Origin of the sequence: Paraburkholderia sp. IW21, from assembly GCF_041321145.1 — a bacterium.
Taxonomy (GTDB): Bacteria; Pseudomonadota; Gammaproteobacteria; order Burkholderiales; family Burkholderiaceae; genus Paraburkholderia.
Genome location: NZ_JBGGWA010000002.1, coordinates 117190 through 130208 on the forward strand (window position 1 = coordinate 117190; position 13019 = coordinate 130208).

General features: G+C 62.0%; 15 protein-coding genes. 2 read left to right on the top strand and 13 right to left on the bottom strand.

Annotated elements, in window-relative coordinates; translation table 11 throughout:
• Window positions 1-81: 81 nt before the first annotated feature.
• From ACAX43_RS04350 to ACAX43_RS04390, 9 genes are all read right to left on the bottom strand, one after another.
• Window positions 82-567, bottom strand: coding sequence for a protein YgfX (locus ACAX43_RS04350; protein ID WP_370707200.1), 486 nt, complete (start codon window positions 565-567; stop codon window positions 82-84).
• 15 nt (window positions 568-582) lie between these two features.
• Complete coding sequence (gene fabF / locus ACAX43_RS04355) at window positions 583-1821, bottom strand: beta-ketoacyl-ACP synthase II (protein ID WP_370707201.1); 1239 nt, start codon at window positions 1819-1821, stop codon at window positions 583-585.
• A 300-nt stretch (window positions 1822-2121) separates the two neighbouring features.
• Window positions 2122-2361, bottom strand: coding sequence for an acyl carrier protein (acpP, locus tag ACAX43_RS04360; protein WP_004197638.1), 240 nt, complete (start codon window positions 2359-2361; stop codon window positions 2122-2124).
• A gap of 152 nt (window positions 2362-2513) precedes the next feature.
• The gene (gene fabG, locus ACAX43_RS04365; RefSeq protein ID WP_370707202.1) at window positions 2514-3263 is read right to left on the bottom strand and encodes a 3-oxoacyl-ACP reductase FabG; all 750 of its coding nucleotides are present in this window, start codon (window positions 3261-3263) and stop codon (window positions 2514-2516) included.
• Between the two features lie 86 nt (window positions 3264-3349).
• Window positions 3350-4285, bottom strand: coding sequence for an ACP S-malonyltransferase (gene fabD, locus ACAX43_RS04370; RefSeq protein WP_370707203.1), 936 nt, complete (start codon window positions 4283-4285; stop codon window positions 3350-3352).
• 113 nt (window positions 4286-4398) lie between these two features.
• A complete protein-coding gene (locus tag ACAX43_RS04375; RefSeq protein WP_370707204.1) occupies window positions 4399-5388 on the bottom strand; it encodes a beta-ketoacyl-ACP synthase III in 990 nt (329 codons plus the stop codon).
• Entirely contained in the window at window positions 5388-6494 is a 1107-nt protein-coding gene (gene plsX / locus ACAX43_RS04380; RefSeq protein ID WP_370707205.1) for a phosphate acyltransferase PlsX, read from the bottom strand. The genes ACAX43_RS04375 and plsX overlap by 1 nt, the downstream gene beginning before the upstream one ends.
• A gap of 171 nt (window positions 6495-6665) precedes the next feature.
• A complete protein-coding gene (gene rpmF / locus ACAX43_RS04385; RefSeq protein ID WP_047844776.1) occupies window positions 6666-6845 on the bottom strand; it encodes a 50S ribosomal protein L32 in 180 nt (59 codons plus the stop codon).
• Between the two features lie 101 nt (window positions 6846-6946).
• A complete protein-coding gene (locus ACAX43_RS04390) occupies window positions 6947-7591 on the bottom strand; it encodes a DUF177 domain-containing protein (protein WP_370707206.1) in 645 nt (214 codons plus the stop codon).
• A gap of 223 nt (window positions 7592-7814) precedes the next feature.
• Between ACAX43_RS04390 and ACAX43_RS04395 the strand changes: the two genes are divergently transcribed.
• Entirely contained in the window at window positions 7815-8432 is a 618-nt protein-coding gene (locus ACAX43_RS04395; RefSeq protein ID WP_370707207.1) for a Maf-like protein, read from the top strand.
• Entirely contained in the window at window positions 8429-9148 is a 720-nt protein-coding gene (locus tag ACAX43_RS04400) for an SAM-dependent methyltransferase (RefSeq protein ID WP_370707208.1), read from the top strand. Before ACAX43_RS04395 ends, ACAX43_RS04400 begins: the two co-directional genes overlap by 4 nt.
• Before the next feature lie 111 nt (window positions 9149-9259).
• Here the strand turns inward: ACAX43_RS04400 and ACAX43_RS04405 are convergent, their stop codons facing one another.
• From ACAX43_RS04405 to ACAX43_RS04420, 4 genes are read right to left on the bottom strand one after another with little or no spacing between them, the layout of a single operon-like run.
• Window positions 9260-10264, bottom strand: a complete 1005-nt coding sequence (locus tag ACAX43_RS04405; RefSeq protein WP_370707209.1) for a S49 family peptidase — start codon at window positions 10262-10264, stop codon at window positions 9260-9262.
• Between the two features lie 34 nt (window positions 10265-10298).
• Window positions 10299-10703 (bottom strand): Rieske (2Fe-2S) protein, encoded by a 405-nt coding sequence (locus ACAX43_RS04410; protein ID WP_370707210.1) that lies wholly within the window; start codon window positions 10701-10703, stop codon window positions 10299-10301.
• A complete protein-coding gene (locus ACAX43_RS04415) occupies window positions 10700-11359 on the bottom strand; it encodes an HAD-IIIA family hydrolase (RefSeq protein ID WP_370707211.1) in 660 nt (219 codons plus the stop codon). The genes ACAX43_RS04410 and ACAX43_RS04415 overlap by 4 nt, the downstream gene beginning before the upstream one ends.
• Window positions 11352-12377 (bottom strand): RluA family pseudouridine synthase, encoded by a 1026-nt coding sequence (locus ACAX43_RS04420; RefSeq protein ID WP_370707726.1) that lies wholly within the window; start codon window positions 12375-12377, stop codon window positions 11352-11354. Before ACAX43_RS04420 ends, ACAX43_RS04415 begins: the two co-directional genes overlap by 8 nt.
• Window positions 12378-13019 lie beyond the last annotated feature (642 nt).

Here is a 13019-nt window from a genome sequence, read left to right on the forward strand (position 1 = left end):
AGGGCGCATGGCGGGGGACCATTGTAGCGTCCCCATCATCCCGGCACGTTACTCCGGTAACAGCGGTTACAGTCTTTACAGTCAAGCACCGGCGCCACACCGGCCCAGCACGGCCAGTTCCCGGAAGACGGACGCTGGAAGCGCGTCGGCAGCAAGAAATAATGCGCGGGAGCGCCCTTGGTCCGGCACCAGCGCCAGGACGAGCAGGCGATCGCTCCATTGCGAGCAGCCGGCAATGCGGCCCTGTGCCAGCAAACTGCCGCCCCGGTCCCAGGCAGACAGTCCGTCCCGGCCGATTTTCAACGCGGCGGGCTGTGCACGTTCATGTTTCGTCACGTAGAGCGCCAGCAGTGCCACCACGACAAGCGTCAACGGAAGCGCCCGCCATGCGCCGAGGTGCCACGCGAGGCAGGTAAAGACGGCCAACGCGGCAGTCAGCACGAAAAAACCCAACGCAGCGCGCATGGAGACGGAGCGCCGCAACGTAATTCGTTGCGGCGCTCCACCGAGCCTTGCCGATTCGAGGAAAGCCACCGGCAAAACCGGTGTCGTCGACTGGCGCGTCACCAAACGATCAGGCAATCAGGTGCGCTTGAAAACCAGTGTGCCGTTCGTGCCGCCGAACCCGAACGAGTTCTTCAGCGCGACGTCGATCTTCATCTCCCGCGCCGTGTTGGCGCAGTAATCGAGATCGCAAGCCGGGTCCTGATTGAAGATGTTGATCGTCGGCGGCGACACCTGATGATGCACGGCCAGCACGGTGAACACGGACTCGAGACCGCCGGCGCCCCCCAACAGGTGGCCCGTCATCGACTTGGTCGAATTCACGACCATATCTTTGGCGTGGTCGCCGAAAGCGCGTTTGATGCCGGTGGTTTCAGCCAGGTCGCCGAGCGGCGTGGACGTGCCATGCGCGTTCAGGTAATTCACCTGATCCGAGTTGATGCCCGCGTTCTTCATGGCGGCCAGCATGCAGCGGCGTGCGCCGTCGCCGTCTTCCAGCGGCGCGGTCATGTGATAGGCGTCGCCGCTCATCCCATAGCCGCTGACTTCAGCGTAAATCTTCGCGCCGCGCGCCTTCGCATGTTCGTACTCTTCGAGCACCATCACGCCGGCACCCTCGCCCAGCACGAAACCGTCGCGATCCTTGTCCCATGGACGGCTCGCGGTTGCCGGATCGTCATTGCGTTGCGACAGCGCGCGCGCCGCCGCGAAGCCGCCGATACCGAGCGGCGACACGGTGGATTCCGCCCCGCCGGCGATCATCACGTCGGCGTCGCCGTATTCGATCAGGCGCGAAGCCTCGCCGATACAATGCAGACCCGTGGTACATGCAGTCACGATCGCCAGATTCGGACCCTTGATGCCGAACTTGATCGACAGATGGCCCGAGATCATGTTGATGATCGACGCCGGCACGAAGAACGGCGAAATACGGCGCGGGCCGCGATTCAGCAACTCGGTCTGCGTGTTTTCAATCATCGGCAAGCCGCCGATTCCTGAACCGACCACCACGCCGATACGCTCCGAGTTCTCGTCGGTGACTTCGAGGCCGCTGTCCTGCATAGCCTGGATGCCGGCCGCGATGCCGTAATGGATGAACGTATCCATGTGGCGCGCTTCCTTACCGGGGATGTAGTCCTCGATATTGAAACCCTTCACCTCGCCGGCGAAACGAGTCGAAAAGTTCGACGCATCGAACTTCGTGATATTGGCAATACCCGACTTGCCGGCGACCAGATTGGCCCAGCCGTCGGCAACATTATTGCCAACAGGCGAAATCAGCCCCAGGCCTGTAACAACAACACGACGGCGGCTCACGGTAACCCCTTTTTCATAGATGACAAAAGCAAAAGCCACAGCGGCCACAGGAACTTGCCCTGTGTGCCCTGTGGCTGTTAAGCCGCCCCCACACCTGGTGTTTCACACCAGGTCTCCCCGAGGGGGCAAGAAAACTTGGGGCGGCCCGGCGTTTTCTTGAAAGTCGGCAATCGCGCGAAAAGTTGCGCTGTCAGCATCGCGGGCTCCTGCACGGCAAAAAGCGCCAGCCCTGCTGGCGCCGGGAACCGGCGCGGCAGGGCGTCATACGCCGCCAACGCAGAAACGCAGGCGCGAATGACCTTAGGCCTTGACGTTCGCGCGAGCGTAGTCGATCGCTTGCTGAACGGTGGTGATCTTCTCGGCTTCTTCATCCGGAATTTCCATGCCGAATTCGTCTTCGAGGGCCATCACGAGTTCAACGGTGTCGAGCGAGTCGGCGCCGAGGTCGTTCACGAACGAAGCTTCGTTCTTGATTTCAGCTTCTGCAACGCCGAGTTGTTCTGCGACGATCTTCTTGACGCGCTGTTCGATATTGTCCATTAACCCCTCCAAGGGAAAAGAAGTTCAAAAATACAGGTGCGCGCATTTTATCAGGTTTGACCCGGCAAAAAAGCGGCGCATCGGGTTCCTGTCAAGGCATGCGCCTTACGCTTTTGCAAACGCATCAAGGCGCGGATAGTAACCGAAATTGGTTACGACATGTACATTCCGCCGTTCACATGCAATGTCGTGCCGGTGATATAACCCGCTTGCGGCGACGCGAGGAACGCAACGGCGTGGGCGATATCATCCGGGCTGCCCAGGCGCCCGAGCGGAATCTGCGTCTTCAGCGCGGTTTGCTGTTCTTCAGGCAGGGTCTTGGTCATGTCGGTGTCGATGAAGCCTGGCGCGACGCAATTGACGGTGATGCCGCGGCTGCCGATCTCACGTGCAAGGGCGCGCGTCATGCCTGCTACGCCCGCTTTCGCGGCAGCGTAATTGACCTGCCCCGGGTTGCCGGCTGAACCGACCACCGACGTTATGTTGATGATACGACCGCCCCTGGCCTTCATCATTGGGCGCAACACCGCGCGCGACAGACGGAAGACCGACTTGAGATTGGTGTCGATCACCGCGTCCCAGTCGTCATCTTTCATGCGCATTGCGAGCTGGTCTTGCGTGATGCCGGCGTTGTTCACCAGCACGTGCAGCGCACCGAATTCCTTCACGGTGCCGTCGATCAGCGCTTCGGCTGCGGCGGCATCGTTCACGTTGAGCACCGCGCCGCGGCCGTTCACGCCGGCCGCGTTAAAAGCTTCGCTGATCGCGGCCGCGCCGCTTTCGCTGGTTGCCGTGCCGATCACCGTCGCGCCCTGGCGCGCCAGTTCCATCGCGATCGCACGGCCAATGCCGCGCGACGCGCCCGTCACGAGTGCGATCTGCTTGTCGAGAGTCTTTTCCATCTGTCAGTCCGAATGCCCTTTCGGAGGGCTGATTGATTCTTGATGCCGATCCTGGTGCCAATTCCTGGCACTTTGTAGCGCGGCGTTCAGCTCGCGGTCACCAGCTTGAGCGTTTCTTCGAGCGAAGCCGGATCGAACACGGACGCACCGACCAGATTGCCGTCGATACGCTTGGTCAAACCCGCAAGGACCTTGCCAGGACCGCATTCGATCACGTGTGTGACGCCCTGCCCAGCCATCGCCTGCACGCTTTCGACCCAGCGCACTGCACCCGCCGCCTGACGCACCAGCGCATCCTTGATCTTTGCCGGCTCGTTGACCACCGCGACGTCGACGTTGTTGATCACGGGAATCGACGGCACCTGCACGTCGACGCCGGCCAGATACTCGCGCAATTGATCCGACGCTGGCTTGAGCAGCGACGAGTGGAACGGCGCCGACACGGGCAGCGGCAGCGCGCGCTTTGCGCCCTTCGCCTTCGCGACTTCGCACGCTTTTTCGACCGCGGCCTTGTGGCCGGCGATCACGACTTGCGCCGGCGCATTGAAATTCACTGCTTCGACGACACCCGCAACCGACGCTTCCGCGCACACCGCGCGGACCGCGTCGTCATCGAGGCCGAGAATCGCGGCCATGCCGCCTTCACCGACCGGCACAGCCGTTTGCATGGCCTGGGCGCGAAAACGCACGAGCGGCACAGCATCGCGAAACGCGATGGCGCCCGCCGCGACCAGCGCGGTGTATTCGCCGAGGCTATGACCGGCGAGGATGGCCGGCTTCGGGCCGCCCGCAGCCAGCCACGCACGATAGATCGCATACGCGGCGGTCAGCATGACCGGCTGGGTATTGGTGGTGAGATTCAGATCTTCGGCGGGGCCTTCGGCAATCAGCTTGCCGAGGTCCTGATTGAGTGCATCGGACGCTTCCTGAACCGTCTCACGCACGACCGCGTGATCGGCGAATGCGTTGAGCATGCCGACCGACTGCGAACCTTGCCCAGGAAAAACGAACGCAAATTTCATATCGTCCCCAAAATCGATGTTGTCAGATGTGGGTGGCACGCACCGGATTGATGGCTCGCGCGCTCAAGCGTAGTCGAGCGCCGCAAAGAGCGCTCGCCATAACGTCGCCGCTATCAGTAGCGGATAACCGACGCGCCCCACGTGAAGCCGCCGCCGACGCCTTCGATCAGCACGTTCTGTCCGCGCTTGATGCGGCCGTCGCGCACCGCGACGTCGAATGCGAGCGGAATGGACGCAGCCGACGTATTGCCGTGCTCGCCCACTGTGACGACCATGCGTTCCTGCGGCAAGCGGAGCTTGCGACAGGTGCTTTGCATGATGCGGATATTGGCCTGATGCGGGATCAGCCAGTCGATCTGCTCGGCCGACAGATTGGCCTTCGCGAGCGCTTCGACCGCGACCTTTTCGAGCACATTGACAGCGAGCTTGAACACCGCCTGCCCGTCCATGTGCAGGAACGCGCTGCCCTCGATCACGCCGCGGTTCACATTGCCCGGCGTGCAGAGAATGTTCGAATGGCTGCCGTCGGCGTGCAATGCGCTTGCCAGCACGCCCGGTTCTTCCGATGCCTGCAGGATCACCGCGCCCGCGCCGTCGCCGAACAGCACGCAGGTGGTGCGGTCTTTGAAATCGAGAATGCGCGAGAAGGTTTCCGCGCCGATCACGAGCGCTGTGCGATGCTGGCCGCTGCGAATGAAGCTGTCCGCCGTGGCCACCGCGTAAGCGAAGCCCGAACAGACGGCCTGCACGTCGAATGCCGCGCCGTGATTCTTGATGCCGAGCTTGTTCTGCAACAGGCACGCGGTACTCGGAAACACGAAGTCCGGCGTGGAGGTTGCAACAATGATCAGATCGATGGATTGCGGATCGATATCAGCCGCTTCGATCGCGCGCTGCGAGGCGATCAGCGCCAGATCGCTGGTGGTGACATCGGGTTCGGCGAAGTGGCGCGCATGGATACCCGTGCGGGCGACGATCCATTCGTCGCTCGTCTCGACGCCCTGCCTGGCGAGACGTTCAGCCAGATCCTGATTGGTGACGCGCCCGGGTGGCAGATAGCTGCCCGTGCCCAGCACGCGGGAATAAATTGTCGATTGAGCCATTATGCCTTCGAGGATTGCGCAGCGTAGGGCTCGGCCGGCTGGCCTGCGATCGGGCTTGCGTGACCCGCACCGCTCGCGTCGCGCGCCGCCTGTTCGAGAGAACTCGCGTTCTCCTCCATTGCTCGCGCAAGGCGTTCCAGCACGCCGTTTTTGACGGCATCATACCCGCGTTTGATAGCCCATTCAAACCCGTAGGCATCCGCCGAACCGTGGCTTTTAATCACCAGCCCGCGCAAGCCGAGCAATGCGGCGCCATTGTATTGCCGATGGTCGACACGTTTCTTGAAGCGCATCAATACCGGCAATGCGAGTACCGCCATCACCTTGGTAAGCCACGAGCGGCCAAACTCTTCCTTGATGATGTTGGAAAGCATCTGCGCGAGGCCTTCCGACGTCTTCAACGCGACGTTGCCGACAAAACCGTCGCAGACGATCACGTCGACCGTGCCCTTGAAGATGTCATTGCCTTCAACGTTGCCGTGAAAGTTAAGTGTACTCGCGCGCAGCAGTTCGCCGGCACGTTTGATGGTGTCGTTACCCTTGATGACTTCTTCGCCGATGTTGAGCAGACCGATGGTGGGCCGCTCGCGGCCTTCGAGCGCGGACACGAGCGCGTGCCCCATCTCGGCGAACTGCAACAGATGCTGCGGCTCGCAATCGACGTTGGCGCCCAGGTCGAGCATCATCGTGTAACCAGTGGGATTGGGCAGTGCGGATGCGATCGCCGGGCGTTCAATGCCCGGCAACGTCTTCAGCACGTAACGCGAAACCGCCATCAGCGCGCCGGTGTTGCCGGCGGAAATGCAGGCTTGCGCCTCGCCTTCCTTGACGCGGTTCAGCGCCACGCGCATGGACGAATCTTTTTTCTTGCGCAGCGCGACTTCAACCGGATCGTCCATGGCGACGATCTCGGAAGCGGGTACGACGGTCAGCGCCGGCAGGTCTTGTGCCTTCAACTTCTTCAGCTGCGCACGAATCGCACTTTCAATGCCGACGAGCAGCAATTGCGCGTCGGGGTGCGAATGAACGAAGTTGACGGCAGCGGGAACGGTCACGGACGGGCCGTGGTCGCCTCCCATGCAATCTATCGTGAGCTTTACTGTCATGGAGTGCGACGAATTTCAGGCGCCCTGCATGGGACCGTAGCAAGCGCTAAAGCGCCAACTGCGATCGACACAAAAAAGCGGCAGTTGAATGCCGCCTTTTTGCCGAGCCGGGAAAATGTCAAGCGAGCCGATCGCCACGCGAAACGCCAAGGGCGCAACGCAGTGAAACGATTAGTCGTTCTTCGTCTTGATGACTTTCTTGCCGCGATAGTAGCCGTTCGGGCTAACGTGGTGACGCAGATGCACTTCGCCCGTGCTCGGTTCCACGGCCAGCGGCGCTGCCGTCAGGAAATCGTGCGAACGGTGCATGCCGCGCTTCGACGGCGACTTCTTATTTTGTTGAACTGCCATGACTAACTCCTAAAAATTTTCCGAATTCTAACACAGCCCGACCCGGTGTCCGCCATTGACCGAATGGCCAATGCGCCCGCTTCGCGCTCCCATGCAACTGTTCAGTGCTTCTTGTCGCCCGGCTCACCGCGCTTGAGACTTTCGAGCGCCGCAAACGGATTGGGCCGCTCGGGCTCACCGCCCTCACCGGCTTCGTCCGGCGCAGCCTCGTCGCCCTCGCCTTCTGCGCCAGCCACACCAGAGACGAGGCTCTCGTGCACTTCGGGACACACCTCGTGCTTGGGCACGAGCGGCAAGGAAAGCAGCAACTCTTCTTCGATCAAGTCGATGAGATCGAACTGGCGCGAGCCCACGATCACTTCGACTTCATCCTCGTCGAGCGGAAACTCTTCGGCTTCCGCCTCAGTGCTGACGATCCGGTAAGTTGCATCGACGTTGAACGCCTGCGAATACGGCTTCATACACCGTTGACATTCGAGCCATGCAGCGCCGTGAATCGCCAGCCTTAAATACGGCTGCGGACCCTCGGTGCCGTCGTCCTGCAATTCCGGCTGCGTTGCACCCTCGGCTTGCCAGGTGAACGCGGCGTCGCGCTCTGGCGCTTCTGCCGGGACTTCGTTTAACATGCGCGGCAGTTGCGAGACGCGCACGACACCCGCGGCCTGACGCCCACTTCGCGCAAATTCGAATAGATCGAGCTCATGCGGGTCGGGCAGACCAGCAGGGTTGCCAGGATGTTGAGTCATGTGCGCTCCTGCGTCGGCAAGGATTTCGCCGGGGTAAATCGGTTTGCGCTGCGGCCCGCGAAACCCGCACATTACCTACACGGGGGCTCGCCTTCGCAATAGCATACCGATGAAAAGCCCGAAATCATATCCGTTTTGTCTTTTCGAGTCAAACACTTAAGCCCGTACGCGCGCGCTGCCCGCGCAACCCCGTACGCTCCGCCTCTCTAGCCGTTGGTTGACCATGCCAGATTCCCTCAATCGCCCGCCCCGCCTGATTCTGGCGTCGAGTTCGCCGTATCGTCGCGAGCTGCTCGAGCGCCTGCGCGTTCCGTTCGATGTCGTCGTCCCGGCGATCGATGAGACGCCGCTCACCGGCGAAACGCCCGAGGCGACCGCGCTGCGCCTCGCCGAGGCGAAGGCCCGTGCAGTGGCAGACAAACTCGACAACGGCGAAGCCGCGCTCGTGATCGGCTCCGATCAGGTCGCCACCTACGACGGCCTTCAGATCGGCAAGCCCGGCACGCATGACAAGGCGCTCGCCCAGCTGCAGGCAATGCGCGGCCGCGAAGTGTTGTTTCATAGTGCGCTGTGCCTTTTCGACCACCGCTCCCGCACGCCGCAAGCCGTAGACGTCATCACCCGCGTGCAGTTCCGCGATCTGCCGCACGCCGCGCTCGAGGCCTACCTGCGCGCTGAAACGCCTTACGACGTCGCGGGCAGCGCCAAATCCGAAGGCCTCGGCATCGCGTTGCTCGAAGCCATTCACTCGGACGACCCGACCGCACTCGTCGGCCTGCCGTTGATCGCACTGTCACGCATGCTGCTCGCCGTGGGTTATCCACTCCTGGGGGCGCAATGAGCGGCACCTTATATCTGATCCCGAACACGCTAGGCGAAGGCGATGCCGACGCGCTCGACGCCGTCCTGCCCGCGCCAGTGCGCGCCCGGGCGGCGTCGCTGCACTATTACATCGGCGAAAACGCGAAAACCACCCGCGCTTTTCTGAAGAAGGTCGGCACTGAAAAACCGATTCAGGACATCGAGATTCGCGAACTGAACGTCAACACGCCGGCCGGTGAGATCGACAAGCTACTCGCCCCGCTGCTGGCCGGCACGGATGCAGGCCTGGTTTCCGAAGCCGGCTGCCCGGCGGTCGCCGATCCGGGCGCACTGCTCGTGCGCCGCGCGCACGAGCGCGGCGTGAAGGTCGTACCGTTTGTTGGACCGAGTTCGATTCTGCTGGCTTTGATGGCTTCCGGCCTGAATGGCCAGAGCTTTGCGTTCCATGGCTACCTGCCGGTCGACGCCACCGAACGGGCCAAGCGTTTGCGCGACCTGGAGCAGCAGTCGCGCAAAGGAAAACAAACACAGATCTTTATCGAGACGCCGTATCGGAATCGCGCCTTGCTCGACACCTTGCTGGCAACCTGCGCGCCGTCGACCTTGGTTTGCGTCGCGGTCGATCTGACGCTGGAAACTGAAACCATCGCCAGCCGCACCGTGGCGGACTGGAAGAAGAAACCCGCTATCGATCTGCACAAGCGGCCGGCAATTTTCCTGATCCTCGCTGTCTGACCGCCGTGGCCCAGGCGCTGATCGACGCGCCAGTCACGTTTAAAGGAAAAACCAAAAAGCCCCGCGCGATCGAGGCCGCGCGGGGCTTTTCATACTAATTTTCCTACTCAATCATCGCAGGCTCATCTTCCCGCCAAGCGCCATCGCATGAACGGCACCGCTGCCCACCGCTGCGCCGAACTTGCGCGCAACGCGGTCCGTAATGCTCTCTTTCACCGTGTAGTCGACAATATCGGGCGCTTTGAAGAGGTCGCGTGCAACGTAATCCGCGTCGCCGAAACCGTCGGCGAGACCCAGTTCGACGCTCTTCTGCCCGGTCCAGAAGAGGCCTGAGAACATGTCCGGGGTTTCGTGAAGCCGCTGGCCGCGCCCCTTGCGTACTGCGTCGATGAACTGCGCATGGATCTGATCAAGCATGTCCTGTGCATGTTCGTCCATCTTCGGCGTTTCCGGCGAGAACGGATCGAAAAAGCCCTTGTTCTCGCCGGAAGTGTGCAGACGCCGCTGAATGCCCAGCTTGTCCATCAAGCCGGTAAACCCAAAGCTGTCCATCAGAACGCCAATCGAACCGACGATGCTCGCCTTGTCCACGTAAATCTTGTCTGCCGCCGCAGCCGCGTAATAGCCGCCCGACGCACACATGTCGCCGACCACGACATACAACGGGATCGACGGATACTTGGCCCGCAAACGGTGAATTTCGTCATAAATAATGCCCGCCTGCACCGGACTGCCGCCCGGGCTGTTGCAGCGCAGGATCACGCCTGCCGTACCCGCGTCGTCGAACGCGCTTTCCAGCGCCGTGTTGATATCTTCGGCGTTCGCATTGGCATCAGCGGAGATTTCGCCGTCAAGCGACACCATTGCCGTGTGGCGGCCGGTGGTGGAGACTTTGTCGCCGGAGAAATCGAAGGCGCCCCATACCGCCAGCAGCAAGACGAGCAGGAACACAAAGCGGAAGAAGATCTTCCAGCGGCGTGCCGCGCGCTGTTCGTTGATTGCCGCGAGCGCGATACGCTCGAGCGCGGCGCGCTCCCAGCCCGGCTCATCGGCAGGCGTGCGGGTGCGGCCTGTGAGGGACGGTTCCTTGGGTTCGGGAGTCAAATTGTCGGACATGCGGAGGAGTGGAAAGGTCTAAAGAGGAGAAAAATCAGGGGATGGCCGGGCGTAGTTCGCCGTCAGGCAACCAGAACACGGCACGGCCTTCGGGCGTATCGCGTTCGTCAACCTGCACGGGACGCAAGCGACCGCCGCGACACGGGCCGCCCACGCATTTGCCGGTATCAGGCGCGTAAATCGCGCCATGTGTGGCGCACATCAAGTATAAACCGGACGATTCGAAGAACTGCCCTTCGGCCCAGTCGAGCTCCATCGGCACGTGGGCGCAGCGATTCAGATACCCGTAGGCGCGGCCGTCATAGCGAACAAAAAATACCACGACGTCGTCGCCGCCGAGCTTCGCCGCGCGCCGTAGGCCCGCACCGCCGTCCACCAGTTCCTCGGACGCGCAAATGCGAACCGCTGGCGTGGCCGCTTCAGCCGCACCCGTACTCATGCGTTTTCTCGCAGCCAGCCGGACAGCGCGCTCACACTCGAGGCGACGAATTTGGGCGACAGCGCGGTCAGCGAGCCGGCCGGATGCGCTCCGTAGGTCACACCGATGCCCGCGACACCGGCATTGATCGCCATCTGCAGATCGTGCGTCGTATCGCCGACCATCACCGTGCGCGCCGGATCCTGCCCCAGTTCACGCGTGAGCTCATGCAGCATGGCCGGATGCGGCTTCGAGAACGTTTCGTCCGCGCAGCGAGTGCCGTCGAACAGGCTCGTGAGACGCGACTGGTCGAGCGCGCGGTTCAAACCGACGCGGCTCTTGCCGGTCGCCACGGCCAGCAGATAGCCCTGGTCGCGCAACTCCTGCAGCATCTCGCGCACGCCGACGAACAGCTCGGTGGTCTGATCCTTCACTAAATAGTGGAAGCGATAGCGCTCGGCGAGGCGCGGGTAATCGGCCGGATCGAGCGTGGGCGCGGCGATTTGCAACGCGTCGCGCAGGCCGAGGCCGATCACGTAGCTGGCGGCCTCGTCGGCGGGAACCGGCAAGCCGAGATCGCGGCACGCCGCCTGGATGCTCTGCGTGATGTGGGCGGTCGAATCCATCAGCGTCCCGTCCCAGTCGAAGACGATCAGATCAAATTGCTCTCTAGCCATGCGGTGTCGACTCCGGGTTTGACCCATTTCGTAATTCACTGAGCTGCGCCACGAAACTGCGGCATTCGGCCGGCAGCGGCGCCTCGAACTGCAAAGGCGCGCCGGTTGCCGGATGCGTCAGCTTAAGACGGTATGCGTGCAGGAACATGCGCTTCAGGCCCGGCTTCGCGTTGGCGCGCGCCAAGGCCTTGTTGAGCGCGAAGTCGCCGTATTTGGTGTCGCCGACGATTGGCAGTTCCAGATGCTGCAAATGGACGCGAATCTGATGCGTGCGGCCGGTCTTCAGTTCCGCCTCGAGCAACGCGTACTCCGGCCAACGGTCGATCAGGTTGAAGACCGTGTGCGACACGAGGCCGTCGGCCTGCACGCGCACCCGCCGTTCGCCGTCCGCGGTCAGATACTTGTGCAGCGGCTCCTTGACCGCGCGGCGGCGGCCCCAGTCGCTCGCCCATTCGCCATGGACGCACGCATAGTAGCGCTTATCCATCTTGTTCTCGCGAATCTGCTCGTGCAGGTTGACCAGGGCGGTGCGCTTCTTGGCGAGCATCAGGATGCCGGACGTCTCGCGGTCCAGCCGATGCACCAACTCGAGGAATTTTGCCTGCGGGCGCGCTTCGCGCATCTGTTCGATCACGCCGAACGCGACGCCGCTGCCACCGTGGACCGCCACGCCGGCCGGCTTGTCGATGACGAGCATGTGCTCGTCTTCGAAAATAATTTTGAAATGGGCCGCCGGCACGGGCGCCTGGGCGATCGTTTCGTTCGGTTGAGCGACACGAATGGGCGGCACGCGCACCAGATCGCCGAGTTCAAGACGGTACTGCGCGTCTATCCGGCCCTTATTCACCCGCACCTCCCCGCTGCGCAGGATGCGGTAGATATGGCTTTTCGGCACGCCCTTACAGACGCGCAACAGGAAGTTATCAATGCGCTGTCCGGCCGCACTATCGTCGATCTCGATCATCGAGACCTGGTCGCTTGCGACCGATTTCTGGGATATTTTGCCTAACTCTTTCATTATGAATATAATTTGCCCAGCAGTCTGCGGCGGCCGGCGCAGTGTCCGGAATTCGGGTGGATTGCGCAGGTGCAAGCGATAAACCATTATTTTACTTGCGCCGGGGTCTGGTTGCTCACCCTGAAAATGAGATGCAACATGTTGCACGCACGAAGTCAGTACCCGGCAGGGACGGCGCCCACAGGCGCGTTCGGTCAAGGTCGGCTTCGACGGTAACGGAATTTTGGTGAAAAAGAATTTAACTTTCAGCTTCGGTAGCGGGCGGTCTGACGCCCTGCTGTACGAAGCTGCAGGTTGCGAAAATACGGCGTGCGCCCGAGGCGTCTTGTAGAAAGTACAAGACATGGCGACGTCAAAATGAGGCGAGACACCCCCAGCGAGAAAAGACGCGCCCCTTGCGCGAACTTCCCGTTGCGGCATGACCGCAGCCTCCGACCCTCCGGTCACGCGCCCAGTTGGCGCACCGGCGCGAGTGGACGAAGGCTTATGAAGGTCTGCTGGCAGAACCCGCGGCGTGTCGGGTCGTTATTTGAAGCCGTGTTCGCATGTGCCCTGCGGCACCGCGCCCATTTTTCAATGGGCCGGGCCCTCCCAGGCAATTCTCCTGCCATTTTTCCCGCTCCAGCGTGCTTGTGAAAACAC

What these genes read in the sequence shown, in the direction of transcription:
- acpP (WP_004197638.1), bottom strand. Translation starts at nt 2,361, where the DNA reads ATGGACAATATCGAACAGCGCGTCAAGAAGATCGTCGCAGAACAACTC.
- fabG (WP_370707202.1), bottom strand. Translation starts at nt 3,263, where the DNA reads ATGGAAAAGACTCTCGACAAGCAGATCGCACTCGTGACGGGCGCGTCG.
- ACAX43_RS04400 (WP_370707208.1), top strand. Translation starts at nt 8,429, where the DNA reads ATGAGCGGCACCTTATATCTGATCCCGAACACGCTAGGCGAAGGCGAT.
- ACAX43_RS04420 (WP_370707726.1), bottom strand. Translation starts at nt 12,377, where the DNA reads ATGAAAGAGTTAGGCAAAATATCCCAGAAATCGGTCGCAAGCGACCAG.
- rpmF (WP_047844776.1), bottom strand. Translation starts at nt 6,845, where the DNA reads ATGGCAGTTCAACAAAATAAGAAGTCGCCGTCGAAGCGCGGCATGCAC.
- ACAX43_RS04410 (WP_370707210.1), bottom strand. Translation starts at nt 10,703, where the DNA reads ATGAGTACGGGTGCGGCTGAAGCGGCCACGCCAGCGGTTCGCATTTGC.
- plsX (WP_370707205.1), bottom strand. Translation starts at nt 6,494, where the DNA reads ATGACAGTAAAGCTCACGATAGATTGCATGGGAGGCGACCACGGCCCG.
- ACAX43_RS04405 (WP_370707209.1), bottom strand. Translation starts at nt 10,264, where the DNA reads ATGTCCGACAATTTGACTCCCGAACCCAAGGAACCGTCCCTCACAGGC.
- ACAX43_RS04395 (WP_370707207.1), top strand. Translation starts at nt 7,815, where the DNA reads ATGCCAGATTCCCTCAATCGCCCGCCCCGCCTGATTCTGGCGTCGAGT.
- ACAX43_RS04415 (WP_370707211.1), bottom strand. Translation starts at nt 11,359, where the DNA reads ATGGCTAGAGAGCAATTTGATCTGATCGTCTTCGACTGGGACGGGACG.
- ACAX43_RS04375 (WP_370707204.1), bottom strand. Translation starts at nt 5,388, where the DNA reads ATGGCTCAATCGACAATTTATTCCCGCGTGCTGGGCACGGGCAGCTAT.
- ACAX43_RS04390 (WP_370707206.1), bottom strand. Translation starts at nt 7,591, where the DNA reads ATGACTCAACATCCTGGCAACCCTGCTGGTCTGCCCGACCCGCATGAG.
- fabD (WP_370707203.1), bottom strand. Translation starts at nt 4,285, where the DNA reads ATGAAATTTGCGTTCGTTTTTCCTGGGCAAGGTTCGCAGTCGGTCGGC.